This window comes from Micromonospora sp. NBRC 107095 (assembly GCF_030269705.1).
Taxonomy (GTDB): Bacteria; Actinomycetota; Actinomycetes; order Mycobacteriales; family Micromonosporaceae; genus Micromonospora; species Micromonospora parva.
On the sequence record NZ_BSTU01000011.1, the window covers coordinates 1 to 17,655 of the forward strand.

The 17,655-nt window shown below is 70.4% G+C and carries 15 protein-coding genes; 8 read left to right on the forward strand and 7 right to left on the reverse strand.

Annotated elements, in window-relative coordinates; genetic code table 11:
• Positions 1-732: 732 nt before the first annotated feature.
• On the reverse strand, positions 733-987 hold the full coding sequence (locus QSK15_RS32230) for an SCO4848 family membrane protein (protein ID WP_285797816.1): 255 nt from the start codon (positions 985-987) through the stop codon (positions 733-735).
• 168 nt (positions 988-1,155) lie between these two features.
• Here QSK15_RS32230 and QSK15_RS32235 point away from each other — a divergent pair, with 168 nt between their 5' ends.
• From QSK15_RS32235 to QSK15_RS32260, 6 genes are all read left to right on the forward strand, one after another.
• Complete coding sequence (locus QSK15_RS32235; protein ID WP_285797817.1) at positions 1,156-1,623, forward strand: PRC-barrel domain containing protein; 468 nt, start codon at positions 1,156-1,158, stop codon at positions 1,621-1,623.
• A gap of 270 nt (positions 1,624-1,893) precedes the next feature.
• A complete protein-coding gene (gene trpS / locus QSK15_RS32240) occupies positions 1,894-2,952 on the forward strand; it encodes a tryptophan--tRNA ligase (protein WP_285797818.1) in 1,059 nt (352 codons plus the stop codon).
• A gap of 64 nt (positions 2,953-3,016) precedes the next feature.
• Positions 3,017-4,228, forward strand: coding sequence for a low temperature requirement protein A (locus QSK15_RS32245; protein ID WP_285797819.1), 1,212 nt, complete (start codon positions 3,017-3,019; stop codon positions 4,226-4,228).
• Positions 4,229-4,339: 111 nt separating this feature from the next.
• Positions 4,340-4,687 carry a YciI family protein gene (locus QSK15_RS32250; RefSeq protein WP_285797846.1) on the forward strand — a complete coding sequence of 116 codons (348 nt, stop codon included), beginning with the start codon at positions 4,340-4,342 and terminating at the stop codon, positions 4,685-4,687.
• 35 nt (positions 4,688-4,722) lie between these two features.
• Positions 4,723-5,946 (forward strand): RNA polymerase sigma factor, encoded by a 1,224-nt coding sequence (locus tag QSK15_RS32255; protein WP_285797820.1) that lies wholly within the window; start codon positions 4,723-4,725, stop codon positions 5,944-5,946.
• Between the two features lie 16 nt (positions 5,947-5,962).
• Entirely contained in the window at positions 5,963-6,553 is a 591-nt protein-coding gene (locus QSK15_RS32260; protein WP_285797821.1) for an HAD family hydrolase, read from the forward strand.
• Positions 6,554-6,557: 4 nt separating this feature from the next.
• On the opposite strand, the gene QSK15_RS32265 is transcribed toward QSK15_RS32260, so the two are convergent.
• The 4 genes from QSK15_RS32265 to QSK15_RS32280 form a co-directional block, all read right to left on the reverse strand.
• The gene (locus tag QSK15_RS32265) at positions 6,558-7,529 is read right to left on the reverse strand and encodes an NADP-dependent oxidoreductase (protein WP_285797822.1); all 972 of its coding nucleotides are present in this window, start codon (positions 7,527-7,529) and stop codon (positions 6,558-6,560) included.
• A 135-nt stretch (positions 7,530-7,664) separates the two neighbouring features.
• The gene (locus QSK15_RS32270) at positions 7,665-8,732 is read right to left on the reverse strand and encodes a COG1361 family protein (RefSeq protein ID WP_285797823.1); all 1,068 of its coding nucleotides are present in this window, start codon (positions 8,730-8,732) and stop codon (positions 7,665-7,667) included.
• 90 nt (positions 8,733-8,822) lie between these two features.
• On the reverse strand, positions 8,823-10,796 hold the full coding sequence (locus QSK15_RS32275; protein WP_285797824.1) for a purple acid phosphatase family protein: 1,974 nt from the start codon (positions 10,794-10,796) through the stop codon (positions 8,823-8,825).
• Between the two features lie 143 nt (positions 10,797-10,939).
• On the reverse strand, positions 10,940-12,337 hold the full coding sequence (locus QSK15_RS32280; protein WP_285797825.1) for a HupE/UreJ family protein: 1,398 nt from the start codon (positions 12,335-12,337) through the stop codon (positions 10,940-10,942).
• Between the two features lies 1 nt (position 12,338).
• On the opposite strand from QSK15_RS32280, the gene QSK15_RS32285 reads away from it, so the two are divergent.
• Positions 12,339-13,001: a type 1 periplasmic-binding domain-containing protein gene (locus QSK15_RS32285; RefSeq protein WP_285797826.1), complete on the forward strand. Its 663-nt coding sequence runs from the start codon at positions 12,339-12,341 to the stop codon at positions 12,999-13,001.
• Between the two features lie 17 nt (positions 13,002-13,018).
• Here the strand turns inward: QSK15_RS32285 and QSK15_RS32290 are convergent, their stop codons facing one another.
• Together QSK15_RS32290 and QSK15_RS32295 are read right to left on the reverse strand one after the other, a co-directional pair.
• Entirely contained in the window at positions 13,019-13,714 is a 696-nt protein-coding gene (locus tag QSK15_RS32290) for an RICIN domain-containing protein (protein WP_285797827.1), read from the reverse strand.
• Positions 13,707-14,207 carry a sigma-70 family RNA polymerase sigma factor gene (locus QSK15_RS32295; RefSeq protein ID WP_285797828.1) on the reverse strand — a complete coding sequence of 167 codons (501 nt, stop codon included), beginning with the start codon at positions 14,205-14,207 and terminating at the stop codon, positions 13,707-13,709. The genes QSK15_RS32290 and QSK15_RS32295 overlap by 8 nt, the downstream gene beginning before the upstream one ends.
• Before the next feature lie 181 nt (positions 14,208-14,388).
• Here QSK15_RS32295 and QSK15_RS32300 point away from each other — a divergent pair, with 181 nt between their 5' ends.
• Positions 14,389-17,613, forward strand: coding sequence for a S8 family peptidase (locus QSK15_RS32300; protein WP_285797829.1), 3,225 nt, complete (start codon positions 14,389-14,391; stop codon positions 17,611-17,613).
• The last annotated feature ends 42 nt before the right edge of the window (positions 17,614-17,655 follow it).

The window sequence follows — 17,655 nt, forward strand, 5'->3', positions numbered from 1 at the left end:
CAACAAACAAATTGTTGCCAAAGGAATCCCAACCAGCCAGCAAAAACTGACCAGTCCGGGGTATAAATCATCATTGGCACTGGCTTTACAAGCACCCTGTTGAGTTCTCAAAGAACAACCACACACCAGCCGCAGCCCCACCTCAGTGGAACCCCAACCGGGGCTTTTCGTTCCGTGTCCCCGCCGCTCTCGCGCCGGGCACTTTTACTACGTTACCTCACCGTCTTGGCCGTGTCAAACCGTGTGTCCCGGTCTGTCATGCTTCGTACGGGTCAGCGCCGGCGCACTCACGCAGCAGCGAACCGCTGCGTCAGGTCGTCGGATTCGGCAGACCGGCCGCTGCGGTGTCCCGCAGTCTCGCCCGGTTCCCTGCCGGTCGTGAACCTTACCCGGTCGGCTTCGCCGCACCAAATCCGCCTCACGGCCAATCCGGCGAGCCCCGCCCGGACCGTGTCCCGCAGGAGTGAACCCCTGCTCGACCCGGTTGCCACCCCGTTCCGGTGCTCCAGAACTTTCGTCCCGTTTGCCCCGTTCCGCGCTGGCAGAGAGAAAGTTACGCGTCTGCGGGTTTGATCGTCAAATCCACGGGTAGCGGTGCGCGTCACATTCGCGCGCCTGAACCGTTTCCCCAGGTCAGGACCGTGCCGACACCGGCCGTGGCGTAAGTGCTCCCGCTCTACGGCGTCACCCCGGCCAGCGGGGGCGCCTGATCGGCGCGAGCGGCGAGAGGAATCAGGACGTCCGCCGCCGCCGGGTGGCCAGCCAGGCCCGGATGCCGAGAACGCCGGCGGTGGTGCCGATCGCCAGCGACGCGGCGATCAGCAACGCGTGCACCCACAGGAAGTTGGTGGCCGCGCCGTCGGCCACCGTTCCGGACGCCCAGGACCGCGGGTCCTGCCAGATGGCCACCGCGAACCTCGGCCAGATCACCCAGGTCCAGACGCCGACTCCGACCAGGAAGAGACTCCACCCTCGCGACAGCACCATGGCAGCCGAGTATGCCAGCGCACCTGCTCAGCGGGCCGCCGTCGGCAACGCGAACGCGCTGACCTACCCGGGCGGGCGCGGCCGGCGCGGGGCGCCGACTGTTTCCGGCCGGGACGGGCTGGGCACTGCGAAGGGGGACAGCTGAGGACCGTCCAGTGGAGGTGCCCCATGCAACCCTCGACCTTCAACCCCTGGGCCTGGCGTGACCCGTCCGCCCTGGCCGGCGGCTACACACAGACCACCCCCTCGGTCACCCCTGGGCAGGATCAGGGTGGGCACGACGGCCCGGACGCGCCCGGCCCGGGCACCCCGGTCGACCTGGTGGGCTATCAGGTGCAGGCGGGCGATGGGCGCATCGGCACCATCGACGAGGCGAGCGACGCGGCGGACGCCGCGCACCTGGTGGTGGACACCGGGCCGTGGATCTTCGGTCAGAAGGTGCTGCTGCCGGCCGGGACGGTGACGCGGGTGGATCACCAGGAACGTGTCGTGCACGTCGATCGGACCCGACAGCAGATCAAGGACGCACCACCGTTCGATCCGGATTCGGCCGACCCGGAGTACCGGGAGCGCCTCGGCACCTACTACGCCGACAGCTACCTCCCCCCTCCCGGCGCCATTCCACGGGTAATCTGAGGCCGTGGTCCGGACTGGCAACTGCGCATCCGAGGCTGTCGACCTGGTCGACGGCCTCGACCTCGGTGCCGTGCCCCAGATCCCGACCAGCTCCGGTGACGGCCGTGAGCAACTTCTGAATGTCCTCCGTGCCGGTGGTCTGCGGTTCCGCGCCGGCGCGCGATGGCGGACGACTCGCTGAGTCGATTCCGCTGACCGAGCAGGGCTGAGCCAGCCCTGGTCGGCGCGCGCCCGTGCGTGACCCACCTTCGGATAACGAGAGGCACCACCATGTCCGTCGCACGAATGCTCACCGGCGACCGGCCCACCGGCCGCCTGCACCTCGGCCACTACGTCGGCAGCATCGCCAACCGGGTACGGCTGCACCAGCGTTACGAGAGCTTCTTCATCATCGCCGACCTGCACATGCTCACCACTCGCAACCGCCGCGAGGACATCGACCAGGTCTCCGGCAACGCCCGCGAGATGGTGACCGACATCCTCGCCGCCGGGGTCGATCCGAACCGGGCAACCTTCTACCTCCAGTCGGCCATCCCCGAGGTCGGCGATCTCAACACCCTCCTGCAGAACCTGGTGACCGTTCCCCGGTTGGAACGGGTGCCCTCGCTCAAGGACATGGCCCGCGACGCCGGCAAGGAGGAGATGCCGTACGGGCTGCTGGGTTACCCGGTGCTCCAGGCCGCGGACATCCTCTGCGTCAAGGGGGAGGTGGTCCCGGTCGGCCGGGACAACGCCGCCCACGTCGAGGTGACCAGGGAGATCGCCCGGCGGTTCAACCACCTGTACGGACCGGTCTTCCCGGTGCCCGAGCTGATCCCGGCGGACACGCCGAGCCTGGTGGGCACCGACGGCGCGGCCAAGATGAGCAAAAGCCGGGGCAACACCATCGCGCTTTCCGACGACGCGGCGACGGTGCGTCGCAAGGTGCTCGGCATGTACACCGACCCGAACCGGGTGCGGGCCGACGTGCCAGGCACTGTGGAGGGCAACCCGGTGTTCGCGTACCACGAGGTTTTCAATCCGGACCGCGACGAGGTCGCCGACCTGGCCCGGCGTTACCGGGCCGGGCGGGTGGGCGACGTGGAGGTCAAGGAACGGCTGGTCGTCGCGCTGGAGGGGTTCCTGGCGCCGATCCGGCAGCGTCGGGCCGAGATCGAAGCTGACCGGGGTCTGGTCGACCGGCTGATCGTCGAGGGCACGGAACGGACCCGCGAGGAGGTACGCCAGACAGTGCTCGAGGTGCGCCGGGCGATGGGGCTGACCGGCGCTTACCAGCAGGTGCGGCGGCGGGCTGAGCGCAGCCGACGCCGGGCGGACGCGGCGACCTGACGCCGGACGGCGCTGAGCGAGGAGACCGGACCAGGCGTCGAGCGAAATAGCGCAGAATGCCAGGATGAGGAGGATCTCCGACATCCGTCCGGTGGCCACGGCGGTCACGCACCGGACCACGATGTTCGAGATCTTCTTCGACCTGGTCTTCGTCTTCGCACTCACCCGGGTCATCACGTTCATGGCGGAGTCGCCGGGCGCGCTCACCCTGGCCCAGGGACTGCTCCTGCTGCTTCTGCTGCTCTACTCCTGGTCGCCGTACATCTGGGTGGGAAACCTGGTCCGGCCGGACGTCGGCCCGGTCCGCGCCGCCACTCTGGTCGCGATGGCGGCGGTCTTCGTGGCCGCGCTGGTGTTGCCGGACGCGTGGCAGCAGAGCCCGGAGCTGTTCGACGCGCCGCTGACTCTCGCGCTGGCCTACGCGGTCGGCCGGGCCGTGCAGCTGGTGATTCTGTTCTGGGCGAGTGCCACGAACCCTGCGCTGCGCTCGACGCTGCGGTTCTTCACGGTGCCGGTGGTGCTGGGCTGGGTTCCCCTGATCCTCGGTGCCCTGCTCGGCGGTGCGGCCCAGACGGCGCTCTGGACGGTGGCGTTTCTGCTGAACATCGGCGGTGCCCGGATCGCGTCCGCCTTCCGGCCGTGGCAACTGCGCAGCGTGGACCACTTCACCGAGCGGTACGGCCTGGTGCTCATCATCGCGCTGGGTGAGTCCCTGATCTCCGCCGGCGCGGGCCCCCGGGCGATGGCCCCGGTCGGCCCCGCGCTACTGGCCGCACTGCTCGGCCTCACCAGCACGGTCTGCCTGTGGTGGCTCTACTTCGATCGGCTGGCGCCCAACGCCCGGGAGGCCGTCAGCAACGTGCCGGGTGAGCGACGGGCCAGCGTGGCCGGCGACGCGTACGGCCTCGGGCACTCCACGCTGATCATCGGCGCGATCTACGTGGCGCTCGGCATCGAGGAGGTGATCGCCCACCTCACCGGGGAGTCGGCGCATCCGGGTCGCCTCGGTTGGGAGGCAGCGACAGCGCTCTACGGCGGCACCGCCCTCTACCTGCTCAGCAGGCTGGTCTTCCGACGGCTGACCGTCGGCACGGTGGTCCCGACGCAGGTCGTCGCCGCGCTGCTGCCGCTGCCCCTGCTGCCGATCGGCCGGTCCCTGCCGCCACTGGCGGCGCTCACCCTGCTGACCGCCTTCCTGATCGGCGTGACCTGGTTCGAGCGACGGATGGACCGACGCGACGAACGAGCCGACCCAGCGCGGCCGCGCCTGCGGTGAGCGGAGCCGGGCAGGAAAAGCTGCCGGACCGTGTCGATATCCGCGGTCACCGTTCGTCGTCATGCTGTACGGCGACACCGCCGCACCGAGAGGAGCCGAAACGTGAAGTACATGCTGCTGTTCATGAGTCCCATGGTCGACGGAGAGGTCGTGGACAACGGGTGCAGCTTCGAGGACTGGATCCGCTACGACCGGGAGATGAAGGACGCCGGTGTCTGGGTCTCCGGGCATCCGCTACAGGACCTGACCACCTGTACGACAGTGCAGGTGGGCGCCAGTGGCGAGCGCACGATCACCGACGGGCCGTTCGCCGAGACCCGTGAGCTGCTCGGTGGGTACGACGTCATCGACGTGCCGGACCTCGACGCCGCGCTGGAGTGGGCCGCCCGCAGCCCCGGGGCGACCGGCCCCGGATCGGTCCAGGTCCGTCCGATCGCCGAGATCGACGTGCAGGTCTGAGCGTGCCGGATCAAGGGGCGGCCGTCGGATCGTCGGTGGAGGCCGTGTTCCGGGAGGAACGCGGCCGACTGCTCGCCTCGCTCGTGCGCCGCTTCGGCGACCTCGACCTGGCCGAGGAGGTCGCCTCCGAGGCCATCGAGGCGGCGCTGACACACTGGCCGACCGACGGCGTCCCGAGCCGGCCGGGCGCCTGGCTGCTCACCACCGCCCGGCGTCGGGCCGTGGACCGGTTGCGTCGCGACCGGGTGCTGGCCACCCGGCTCGCCGTACTCCGGGCGGAGGCCGAGCGGGCCGATCACGCCCCGCCCGCCGACGCGGACCGTGACCTGCCCGACGACCGGCTGGCGCTCTTCTTCACCTGCGCCCATCCGGCCCTGGCCGCGCCGGACCGTGCCGCACTCACCCTGCGGTTCCTGGCCGGCCTCACCACCGCCGAGGTCGCGCGGGCCTTCCTGGTGCCGCCCGCCACCATGGCCCAGCGGCTCGTCCGCGCCAAACGGAAGATCCGTGACGCCCGCATCCCGTTCCGGGTGCCGGGCGACGACGAGCTGCCCGGCCGTCTGCCCACGGTGCTCCAGGCCGTCTACTCGATCTTCACTGAGGGGTACGCGGCCAGCTCCGGCCCGGATCTGCAGCGGATCGACCTGGCCGAGGAGGCCATCCGGTTGGGCCGGATTCTGCGCCGGCTGCTGCCGGCCGAGCGGGAGGCCGCCGGGCTGCTCGGCCTGATGCTGCTCGTCCATGCCCGGCGCGACGCCCGCACCGGGCCGGACGGGGCCATGATCCTGCTCGACGACCAGGATCGGGGGCGCTGGGACCATCAGATGATCGAGGAGGGGCGCGGCCTGGTGGTGGTCGCGCTGACCGGCCGGGCGCCCGGGCCGTACGCGGTGCAGGCCGCCATCGCCGCGCTGCACGACGAGGCTCCCGACGTGGCCAGCACCGACTGGCCGCAGGTGGTGGCGCTGTACGACGTGCTGCTCGGCCTGGTGCCCTCGCCGGTCGTCGCGCTGAACCGGGCCGCCGCGGTGGCCATGCGGGACGGGCCGGAGGCGGGGCTGGCGCTGCTCGACGAGTTGGCCGACGATCCGCGCCTGCGCGGCCACCATCCCTATCCGGCGGCGCGGGCCGACCTGCTGCGCCGACTCGGCCGGTACGACGAGGCCGCGGCCGCGTACCGCAGCGCGTTGACGTTGGTCGGCACCGAACCGGAGCGCGCGTACCTGCTCAGCCAGCTGAAGGCTGTCACGAGCCGGTGAGCTGTACCCTTCCCGGGTGAGTCTGCCGCTGCCTCCCGGGCCGTTCGCCGCGTACCTGTTCGACTGCGACGGCACCATCGTCGACTCGATGCCGCTGCACTACGTGGCCTGGCAGCGGGCCCTCGCGGAGTGGGGCTGCGAGTTCCCGGAGGACCTCTTCTACGCCTGGGGTGGGCGGCCCACCGCCGACATCATCGTGGCCCTGAACGAGCAGCAGGGTCTGGCCATGCCGGTGGCTGCCGTCGTCGAGCGCCGGGAGAGCTACTACCAGGAGTTGTTGCCGCAGCTCGCCGCAGTGCCGGAGGTGTTGGCGCACATCCACGACGCGCATCGGCGGGTTCCGTTCGCCGTGGTCTCCGGCAGCACCCGCGCGTCGGTCACCGCCTCCCTGGACGCGCTGGGCCTGCTGGACCGGTTCGACGTGCTGGTCTGCGCCGACGACTACACCCGGGCCAAGCCCGACCCGGAGGCGTTCCTGCTCGCGGCGCGGCAGCTCGGCGTACCCCCGGAGTCCTGCCTGGTCTTCGAGGACACCGACCTGGGCATCCAGGCCGCGACGGCGGCCGGCATGGCATCGGTACGCGTACCGCAACAGCGCACGTCCTGACCTCTCAGGCCACCGTCAGCAGGAGCTTGCCGGCGTAGGAGGTCTGTAGGCGCTGGTGCGCGTCCCGCACCTTGCCCAGGGGGAACGTCTCGGCGACGTGCACCACGAACGGCCCCGCCTCGATGAGTTCGTTGAGGCGTTGCAACTGTCGGGGGCTCGATTCGCCGTCGTACGCGCGGACCGTGACGCCCGGGCGTTCCTGCGGCTCCGGCCGCACCCCGTGGGCGTACGCGACCACCCCACCGTCGGCCAGCGCCTCGGTGAGCCGGTCCAGCGTCGACCCGCCGGCCATCGCCAGGATGGCGTTGACCCCGCCCGGTGCCGCGTCCCGGATCCGGGCCAGCACCTCGGTCATGTCGCCGTGACCGTCGACCGACACGTCGGCGCCGAGCCGGGTCACCAGCGCGACACCCTCTGCCCCGGAGGCCACGGCGACGACGTTGAGGCCCTGCCGCTTCGCCAACTGCACGGCCAGGTGGCCCTGGCCGCCGCTCGCTCCGAAGATCAGCAACCAGTCGCCGGCCGACAGGCTGACGGTGTCGAGGCCGGCCAGTGCGGTCAGCGCGTCGGTGGGCATGGCACCGGCATGCTCGGCCGGCACACCGTCGGGCACCTTCGCCGCGTACTCCGCCTTGACCGACGCGTACTCGGCGTAGAGGCCGCCCTTGGGCCGGGTGGTGGCGGAGACGTAGACCAGGTCGCCCACCGCCAGGCTGGTCACCTTGCTGCCGGCCGCGATGACGGTCCCGGCGCCGTCGGAGCCGGGCACGATCGGCAGTGCGGAGCCCTCCGGCACCAGCACACCCTCCCGCTCGTACGCGTCCCACACCCCGACGCCGGCGCTCCACACCTTGATCAGCACTTCGTCGTCGGCGACCTGCGGGATCGGCAGCTTCCGCAGGGTGATCACCTCCGGCCCGCCGAACTCGTCGAAGGCCGCGGCCTGCATCCGCTCTGGCACATCCCCGTCAACCATGTGGATTCCCTCTCCGTGCCGGCGTCACCGTCGCAGCATGCCGGCTCGGAAACAGGCGTGCTCCGGAGCTGAGGGCCGTTCACCCACAAGGACGAACGCGTACGCCCGCCGAACCTCGTGGGGCGGGCGCGGCGATCAGGAGGTCTGCGGCTCCGGGCCACGAAGCGCCTGCTCGACGGCGTCGCGGACGCGAGCGTCCTCGCGCGCCTTGCTCAGCGCCCGGTTGCGGCGCCGGTACAGGTACGCCCCGACGAGCACGGCGATCAGCACGACGAGGGCCAGCACCAGCGTCCAGGGCAGGGCCCAGCCGTGCGCGGTGGCCTGGACCGGCTTGAGCGGGGTGGTGGAGCCCGAGACGTCGGTGAGCAGCGGGGTGAGCGTCGCGCTGGCGGCCAGCGAGATCGTGGGCGCCACCCCGTGTACCGGCACCGACACGTTCCAGCTCTCACCGGGCAGCAGCTCCGGCGGCGCGGCGACGTCGCCGGCCCGTACCCGCAGCAGGCCGAACGGACCCGAGACCGTCACCTCCTGCTTGCCGGAAAGGGCGGCGTTGCCGACGTTGTGGACCTTGTAGGTGATGATGGCGTCGCCCTTGGCGAACGGGTTGGCCGAGCCGGCGTACGTGACGTGCAGGTCCTCGATTGCGAGGTTCGGCTTCAGCTCGCCGCCGACCCGCAACTTGATCCGGATACCGAGGCGCCGGTCGACATTGATCCCCTCCGCCTGGTCGGCCTGGGTCAGGGTGGTGAGGATGCCGCCGACGTAGTCCCCGGGCGTGGCGTTCTCCGGAACGCTGACCGTGAACGGGACCTGGGCGGTCTTTCCGGGCTGGATCACGACGCTGCCGGCGTTCGGCTTCACCCAGGCGCCGACCGCCGTGGACTTCTTGTCCTTGGTGAGCAGGTCGAGCTGGCCGGCGTCGGTGGTGAAGCCGTCGGCCGCGTACACGGAGAGGGTCAGCGGGGCCGCGCCGCGGTTGGCCACGACCATGGCGTCCTCGACGGCCCCACCCGGGTTGACGTTGTAGCTGTAGCTGGACCGGGCCTCGCCGTAACCGTTGGACGCCGTCCGGACCGTCCAGGCGACGTCACCGTCCGCCGCCCGGGCGGGGCCGGCGCCGACGCCGACTGCCGCGACGACAGCGAGCAGGGACAGTGCGGTCGTACGGAGGAGTGTCTTCCAGTGCGTGACGGACGGGTACATGTCGGTTCCTTGAGGTGATCTTGGACGGATGGCAAATGGGTGGCGGGGTAGACACCCGAAGGTGCCTACCCCGCCCAGGGAACTGTTCGGTCAGCTGCTCAGCGCGGTGATCGTGAGGGTGGTGCGGTAGCTACCCTTCGCGATGCTGTCCGGGATCTTCAGATCCAGGTCGGCGCCGAGCTTCGCGCCGCCACGCGGGTGACCCTGCGCGGCGGCGGCGAGGGCGCTGGAGACCGAGAGGCCCTTGCCCTGGTCGTCGTAGGACGACAGGACCGGGGCACCGGCCTCGGCGCCCGCTCCGGCGTCGAGCACGTACGGGCTCCAACCGAGGTAGGAGCCGGAGAACTTCTTGTCGGCGTCGGAGAAGTCGCCGACGTTGGCCGAGATCGACCACGGGGCCAGCGAACGGCGGCTGTCCGACACGAGGATCGGGTTGATCTTGCCGTTGGCCTGGAAGTAGGTGCCGTTGCGCTCCTGCGCGGTACCCAGGTCGACCAGACCGTTGTAGCCGTCGATCGTCCAGCCGAACTCGCCCGGAGCCGGGTTCGGCACGTTGACCTGGATGGCCTGGCCGTCACCGTGGTAGGGGTGGATGGTCGTGTTGTCAACGATCGAGCCGACCGGCTGGCCCTCGGGGGTGTTGACGCAGGAGACGCCCTTCTCGACGGCCGCGTTCGGCGCCGCACAGGTGCCACTGCGGATGTTCTGGAGCACCAGCTTGTCGGCCTTGACCTGCACCTTGACGTAGCTGCGGACGTGCTCCTGGTTCTGCGCCGAGTTGAACCAGTAGTTGCTCGGGTTGAGCGGGTCCGGGCCGAGTCCCTCGACGCCGGTGCCGGAGCCGTCCGGCTTCTTGATGTCGTAGTACTTCGAGCCGGAGGCCGAGTTGGCGGTCACGTAGATGACGCCGCCCGGACCGGGGAACACGTCGGCCGCACCCGGCTTCTCGGCCGGGTTCTCCTTCTGACCGTTCTTGATGGAGTAGCTGCGGGTGTAGACGTGGTCGTGACCCTGCAGCACCATGTCGATGCCGAGGTCGGAGAAGGCGGTCGTGAAGTCCTTCCGGCGGTTCTTGTTGTCCGCGTCGGTGGAGTGGCTCGCCGCCGAGTAGATGGCGTGGTGGTAGACCAGCACCTTCCACTTCGCCTCGGATCCGTGCTTCTTGACCACGTCGGAGATGTACGCGACGTGCGCCGCGTCGCCACCGGGCGAGCCGTCAGCCGGGTTGACGTAGCTGTTGCTGTTGATGTCGATGAACAGCACGTCCTTGTAGATGTACCAGTAGTCGCCGCCGGAACGGGTCGCCTGGTCACCGGCGTAGTACTGGGCCGAGCGGTCGGTGTTCGGGGTGAAGTGGTGCTGCTCCCAGGACTTGCCGCCGACATCGTGGTTACCGATGGTGGCAGCCGTCGGGTACTGCCGCAGCTGGTCCGGGGCGAGGTACGCGTCCCACTGAGCCTCGTTGTTCGCGGACTCGACGTGGTCGCCGCCGGAGACCAGCAGTTCGGCGTTCGGGTTCGCCGCGGTGGAGACCTTCAGGGTCTCCGCCCACCCGGCCTGGTCCTTCGCGACGTCACCGGAGGCGCCGATCTGCGGGTCACCGAAGAACAGGAAGTCGAAGTCACCCTCGAAGTCCCGCGTCTTGAAGGAGTACGCCGGGGACCAGCTGCCCTCGGCGCCGACCCGGTACGAGTACGCCGTGTTCTCGCGCAGGTTGCTGATCGTGGCGTGCCGGTTGAACCCGGTGGTGGAGGTGTTCGCCGCACCAACGGCGTCGAAGCTGACGGCGCCGGCCGGGAACTCGCCGTTGACGATCTCGGCGGTCGGGGCGAGCTGGATCTTCTGCGCGGTGTCGGCGGAGGAGTACCAGCTCACGATGCGCTGGGTCTCGTTGGCGCCGACGCCGAGGACCACACCGGTGATCGTGGTGGACTCGGCCGCGCTCGCGGTGGCCATCAGGCCACTACCGAGAGCCGCGCCCATGCCCAGGAAGCCGGCTGCGACCCCGGCGACCAGGCGACGCCGTACGAGCGCGGAAGCCCGTGACGAGGTGCTCAATGTCATCGACATTGTTCCCTTTTCAAATAGAGAAATGGATGTGCCTTCACCCGACGCTGGGGAAGCAAATCCACGCTTTCGCTGCCCGATGAACCGGCCGTGAACGTGATCTTGCGAAAGACTGCACTTCACGAACTACTTAGCCCTACTCATGATCCGGAAATGCGCTGCACAAACCAGATCAACCCCATAAAGGACACGCCCGCAGAAACGGCCCCGGTCGCCCAGAGGCCGGCTTTCGGCGCACGCCGCCGCAGCACGAACAGCAGCGGGAAGACGACCGCGATAATCGTCAACTGAACGACTTCGATGCCGATGTTGAACACCAGCAGGGACCACAGCAGGGTCCACGACCACGCCTCGTCGATGCCCAACGCGCCAGCGAAGCCCAGGCCGTGCACGAGACCGAAGCAGAACACCACGCCAAGGCGGATCCAACCGGCCCGGTCCAGGCTGAAGTGACCGCCCCCGGCGGTCTCCAGGTCGGTCGCGTGCTCACCGCGACGCCAGATACCCCACAGGTGCCAGCCGGCGACGACGGCGATCGACAACGCGATGATCGGCTCCACGATCGCCCCCGGCACCTCGACCAGGCCGAGCGCGGCGAGCATGAACGTCACCGAGTGCGCCAGTGTGAAGCTGGTGGCCGCGAGCACGATCTCCCGGAGCCGCCGCGACCCGGCGATGAGCGCCAGCAGGAACAGGATGTGGTCGATACCGCTCAGCAGGTGCTCGGCGCCCAGGACGAAGAACTCGCCGAACCGCTGGTACCAGGCCTGCGCGGTCGAGAAGGACGGGTTGGCGGCGTCGAGGGCCGCGCTGCCCGAACGGCCGTCGATCTCGTAGGTGACGATCGTCTTCGTGCCCTTGACGTAGCCCTCACCGTCCGGGAAGAGGCCACTGCGCACCACGTGCTCGTCGACCCGCTCGGGGCAGGCCCAGTCGAGCAGCAGGTCCGCGTACGGCACACCCTCGCGCGCGTCGATGGTCGCGTCACCCACCAGGGTCGGCCGGCAGGCCACACCCCGGGAGCTCACCGAGAACCGGTCGGAGACGTAGCCGAGGACCGTCGACGCGTGGCCCTTCAGGGCGACGGCCTGGGCGGCGGGGTCGCCCGCCTCGAACGCCGCGGTTCCGGCCTGGAAGAGCGGGTCGTCGTGGCCGGCATCCGCGGCGGAGACGACGAGGAGGTCGTATTCGAGCTCCACCGCCGTTCGAATGTGACCCTCATCTCCCGCCGATATTTCCGCGTACACAGTCGACGAAAAGCCGTGCGCGGACGCCGGTTCGGCGGCCAGAAACGGAACCACCGCTGCGGCGAAACCGACAGCGGCGACGATAACGGTACGGCGGATCCGGCCTGACATTCGACTCCCTCGGTTGGCCAGTGCACGTTGCATGGCGTGGGTGAACACCAACCCGCGTACCGACGAACCGACGGAGAACAACATCCCCGAACGCCCGCCCACCGATTGCCGGTGACCGGAATTGAGATAGGAATACGAAGAAGTACGCGCACATTCCGCCACCACCCGGAGGACGATCACCTTGCGCCCCCCGCTTCGGGCCGTCGCCATGCTGGCCGCGACCGCCGCGCTGCTCACCGCCTGCAACTCCAGCGACGACTGGTCCGAGCCACGACCGACGCCCAGCGCCATCGGCACCCTCGGCCCCGGGTTCGTCGACCCCACCACGAAGCCCGCGCCGGAGGCGACCATCACCCCGCAGCCCGGTTCGTGGGCCGGTGTCCACCCGCCGAAGGACTACCGGGTCGTCCTGCTGACCAGCGGTACTGACAACCCGACCAAGGCCCTGGTGACAGCGGTCAAGGAGTGGGCCGACGACGAGCACGTCGATCTCAGGACGATCGTCGTCGGTAACGCGCACGAGACCGTTCCCAGCATCGCCAAGGCGATGGAGATGGGTCCGGACCTCATCGTCAGCGCGGGAAACGACCTCATCGACGGGCTCGCACTGGTCACCCCGAACCACCTCGACGAGAGGTTCCTGGTGGTCGGCGCGGAGCTGGCCGAGCCCACCCACAACGTCACCGCCGTCGACTGGGACGGCGCGTCGTTCCGTGGTGAGGGGCTCGGCATGTCCTCGACGTACGACCCGAACTCGTTCACCGCAGAACGGTGCGCGGCGGCCATCCGGGCGGGCGTGGCCGCCGTCCTCAACGACCTGACCGGGATCGTGGTCTGGCTCTGACGGGAAGGTTTCGACGATCAGCGCGGAGTCGGCCCACGGTCCTCGAACTCGTAGGTGGTGGTCAGGCCCTCGGGCAGGTCGGGGACCAGGGCGTTGGTGCCGTCGACCACCTGGACGTAGCGCCTGCCCTGGAAGATCGAGTAGCTGCCGTCAGGAACCTGATCGATCCGGAAGAGCTGCGTCGACGCGGCGGCATCACACGCCCGGCCACGTACGCTGCCCGGCGCGGCGTCGTGCACGACGGTCATGCAGACCTCGGTGGCACCGGACGCCAGGAGGATCCGATACCTGTCGCCCTCGGGGCGCAGCACCCACAGCGCCCGATCGTCGATGCCCTGGTCGGTGGTGGCCCGCACCTGGTCGCCGTCGCTGTCGATCGCCAACGTCGCGCCGCGCATGCCGGGCAGCGTGATCTGGACCTGCCGCCGGCCGCCGAGGATCTCCTGCGGTCCCGCCGAGGCGGTCGCGGACGGCACCACGGGCGGCGCGACCTGGCCGGCCGGGCCGGCACCCGGCGTCTCGACGTCGTTCCGGATCTGCGACAGGGCGGTGCCGGCGGCGACGGCCACCACGGCCAGCCCCGCCGCGCCCACTGCCGCCCGACGCCGCCGACGCCGGTCGCTGCGCTGCCGCAACGCCTGCGCCCCCGGCAGCGTGGCGACTCGCCGGACCTCGTCCACGATCGCGGTGAGATCGTCGCGCGGATCAGCCATGGGAGGTCTCCTCCTGGTGCGCATCGGTCAGCAGCCCGGCCATCGCTCGCCGGCCACGGGCGAGGTACGTCTTCACGGTCCCGACGGGGGCCCGCATCTCGGCTGCCACCTGCGCGACGCTGAGATCGTTGAGGTGGTGCAGCACGACGGCGCGCCGCTCGTTGGGGCTCAGCCGTTGCAGCGCCTGCAACAGCGCGACGTGGTCCTCGTTCAGGCCGGGCACACTCTGGTCGACAGCCGCCCGACGGTGTGCGCGTACCCGGTTGAACGCCTTGCGCCAGCTGCTCACCGCGATCCGGGAGGCCACCCGTCGGACCCACGCCTCCGGGCTGTCCGTCTCCCGCACCGTCCGCCACCGCTGCCAGGCCCGCATGAACGCCTCGGCGACGGCGTCCTCCGCCTCGGCACGGTTGCCGGTGAGCGCGTACACGTGACCCACGACCCGACCAGCGCAGGCCGCGTAGAGGGCGTCGAACTCCTCGGCGTCACGCATCCGACCGGTGCCCTCCCACGCTTCGTCCCCTGGTCACCGCCGCATGGAACTCGGCTGGCTGGACCGGTCGCGTCGGCGCGGGGCGAGATTGTGGTCCGCATCACACCGCAGTGATCAACCTGACGACCCGGCCAGGCGTCATCGTGCCGACCCGGGAGACGCCCGTGGCGGAGAGGACGATGTGCGACGACGGCAACGACGCGCCCTGACAGCCGGCGTACTCGCGACTGCGCTGGTTACCGCGGGGCTGACCGCCCAACCGGCGAACGCGCAGCCGACGCCCCCGACTCCCGCCACCGCCGGGACCTTCACCCTGATCACCGGGGACCGGGTGTCGCTGGACGCGGCGGGTCACCCGCAGATCCAGCGCGGTCCGGGCCGGGCCGCCATGCGGTTCGTCAGCAACCGGGAGGACGGTCACCAGTACGTCATCCCGGTGGACGCGATGCCGCTGGTGCGGGACGGGCGACTCGACCGCCGCCTGTTCGACCTCACCACGCTCGCCGAATTCGGCTACGACGACCGGGCAGCCGAGTTGCCGCTGCTGGTCACGTACCCCGAGAAAATGGCGGCGCGGGCGCGGACCGCGACCACCGGGGGTGCCGGGCGCGTGCGGGCCGACCTGCCCGCCGCCCACGCGCTCGCGGTCCGGGCGGACCGGGACGACCGGGTGACGCTCTGGGCGTCGCTGACCCGGGGTACGTCATCCGCGCGCACCCTCAGCGAAGGGATCACCCACATCTGGCTGGACGGCAAGCGCACGGTCTCGCTCGATCGCAGCGTGCCGCAGATCGGCGCCCCGGCGGCGTGGCAGGCCGGTTTCGACGGCACCGGCGTCACCGTCGGCGTCCTGGACACCGGGATCGACGCCAACCACCCCGACTTCGCCGGCCACCTCACTGAGGTCCGGGACTTCACCGGCGGCGGCGACCCCAGCGACTCGGTCGGTCACGGCACCCACGTGGCGTCGACGATCGTCGGCAGTGGCGTCGCCTCCGGCGGCAGGTACCGCGGCGTGGCACCGGGAGCGAAGCTGCTGGTCGGCAAGGTCTGCGCCACCACCGAATGCCAGGACTCGGACATCATCACCGGCATGCAGTGGCTCGCGCCGCAGACCCGGGTGGTCAACGTGAGCTTGGGCGGCGACGACGCTCCCGGACTCGACCCGCTGGAAACCGCGGTCCAGGAGTTGAGCCACCAGTACGGCACCCTCTTCGTGGTCGCGGCGGGCAACGAGGGGAAGCCGAAGTCGGTCTCCTCGCCGGCCTCCGCCGACGACGCTCTCGCCGTGGCCGCTGTGGACGCCGACGACCAGCGGGCCTACTTCTCCAGCCGCGGTCCCCGCATCGGCGACAACCACATCAAGCCCGAGATCAGCGCACCGGGCGTCGACATCGTGGCCGCGGCCCCCGGCGGCGACTACGCCACCATGTCGGGTACGTCGATGGCGACCCCACACGTGGCCGGCACCGCAGCGATTCTCGCCGGGCAGCACCCGGACTGGACCGGCCCGCAGCTCAAGGCCGCCCTGATGGACTCGGCCAAGCCGACCGGCGAGGACACCCTCTACGAGCAGGGCGCCGGCCGGGTGGACATCGCCCGCGCTGTCGCCCAGCCGGTCGCTGCCGACATCGCCGCCATCGACTTCCCGGTGCAGCGCTGGCCACACGCCGACGACACCCCGGTCACGCAGGTCGTCGGCTACCGCAACACCGGCACCACACCGGTCACCCTGACGCTGGCCATCGCGCCGGCCCCGGCCGGCATGCTCACCGTCAGCCCGGCCACTCTGGTGGTGCCAGCCGGTGGCCACGCCGAGGCGACCATCACCGTGGACACCCGGGTGAACGCCCCGGACGGCGTCTACCAGGGGGCGCTGACCGCTACCGGTGCCGGCGACCTGCGGGTACGCACGCCGTTCGCGCTGAACCGCGAGATCGAGAGCTACGACGTACGGCTCGACCACACCGGACGCGACGGCAAGCCGGCCACCGAGTACACGACAGTGGCGGCGAACCTGACCACCGGCGAGTTCAGCACCCTCGCCGTGACACCGGGCGGCGGCGTCCTGCGGCTGCCCAAGGGTCGTTACGCGTTGTACAGCACCATCCACGAGGGTTCCGTGTCGACCCTGCTCGCGCAGCCGGTCCTGGACGTACGCGGCTCGGTCACCGAGGCGCTCGACGCCCGTAGCGCCAAGCCTGTCGCGTTGACGGTGCCGCAGCACGACGCCGCGCCGACGTCGATCAACGTGAGCGCCAACTGGGACGACGGCCTGCGCTACCCCGGCGTCCAACTCAGCGGGCTGTCCTTCGCGGACCTCTTCTTCGGCCGGATCGGACCCGCCGTCACCGCACCCGAGTTCACCGCGACGCTCGGCGTCGGGCTCGCGCGACCGGGCACTGACGGCACCTTCCGGAACAGCCCCTACACCTACGACCTGGCGTACGTCCGGCAGGGCGACATGTTCACCGGCCTCACCAGAAAGCTGTCGCCGAAGAACCTGGCCACCGTCCGGGCGACCTACCGCAGCCAGTCCACCACGACGACGGCCACCCGGTTCCACCGCGCGTCAGGGCCCGGAGGCTCCGGTCCGATCGGGTCGAACACCCCCGTCGACCTGCCGTTCAAGGGCGTCGAGTACTACAACACCGACGGGGGTGTCGTCTGGACGTCCACGTTCCTCGAAGGGGACAACCTGACGGCACAGGACTCGACCTTCGCAGCCGGCCGGACGTACACCCAGACCTGGAACGCGGCACCGTTCGGGCCGTCGGTGGCCCAGGCGCCGACCCTTTCGCCACTGGGGTACGCGGGCCGCGACGGCGACACCATCTCGATCGCGTCGCTGCCTCTGTTCGGCGACGCGTCAGGTCGCCCCGCCAGCCGCGACGACCAGCCGGTGCGGATCCGGCTGCTCCGCGACGGCAAGGAGATCGGCAGCTCGGACAGCCCGTGGGCCGAGTTCGCGGTGCCCGCCGGCAGGGCCACCTACCGACTGGAGGCGGCTGTCACGCGCGGTGCCCCGGACACCCTGTCGACGTCGGTCTCGGTGGCCTGGACCTTCACCTCGGCGCACACCACGTCACCGGAGCGGTTGCCCCTCACGACGGCTCGACCGACACCCGTGCTCGACGAAACCAACACGGCACGGACCGGCCGGGTCATGGCGATCCCGGTGACGCTGGACCGGCAGGCCGGTTCGAAGGCCACACCCAACCGCACGCTCAGCGTGTCCGCGTCCTTCGACGACGGCCGCACCTGGCTCGCGTTGCCGGTGCTCCGGAACGTCGCTGTGATCAGTCATCCGCGACGGGCCGGGTTCGTCTCGCTGCGACTGGCCGCCACCGACACCGCCGGCAACACTGTCACCCAGACGATCCAGCGGGCCTACCGGATCTCCTGACGCGTTGCAGTGTCCGGGGTGGCGGCTGCTGGAGCCGCCACC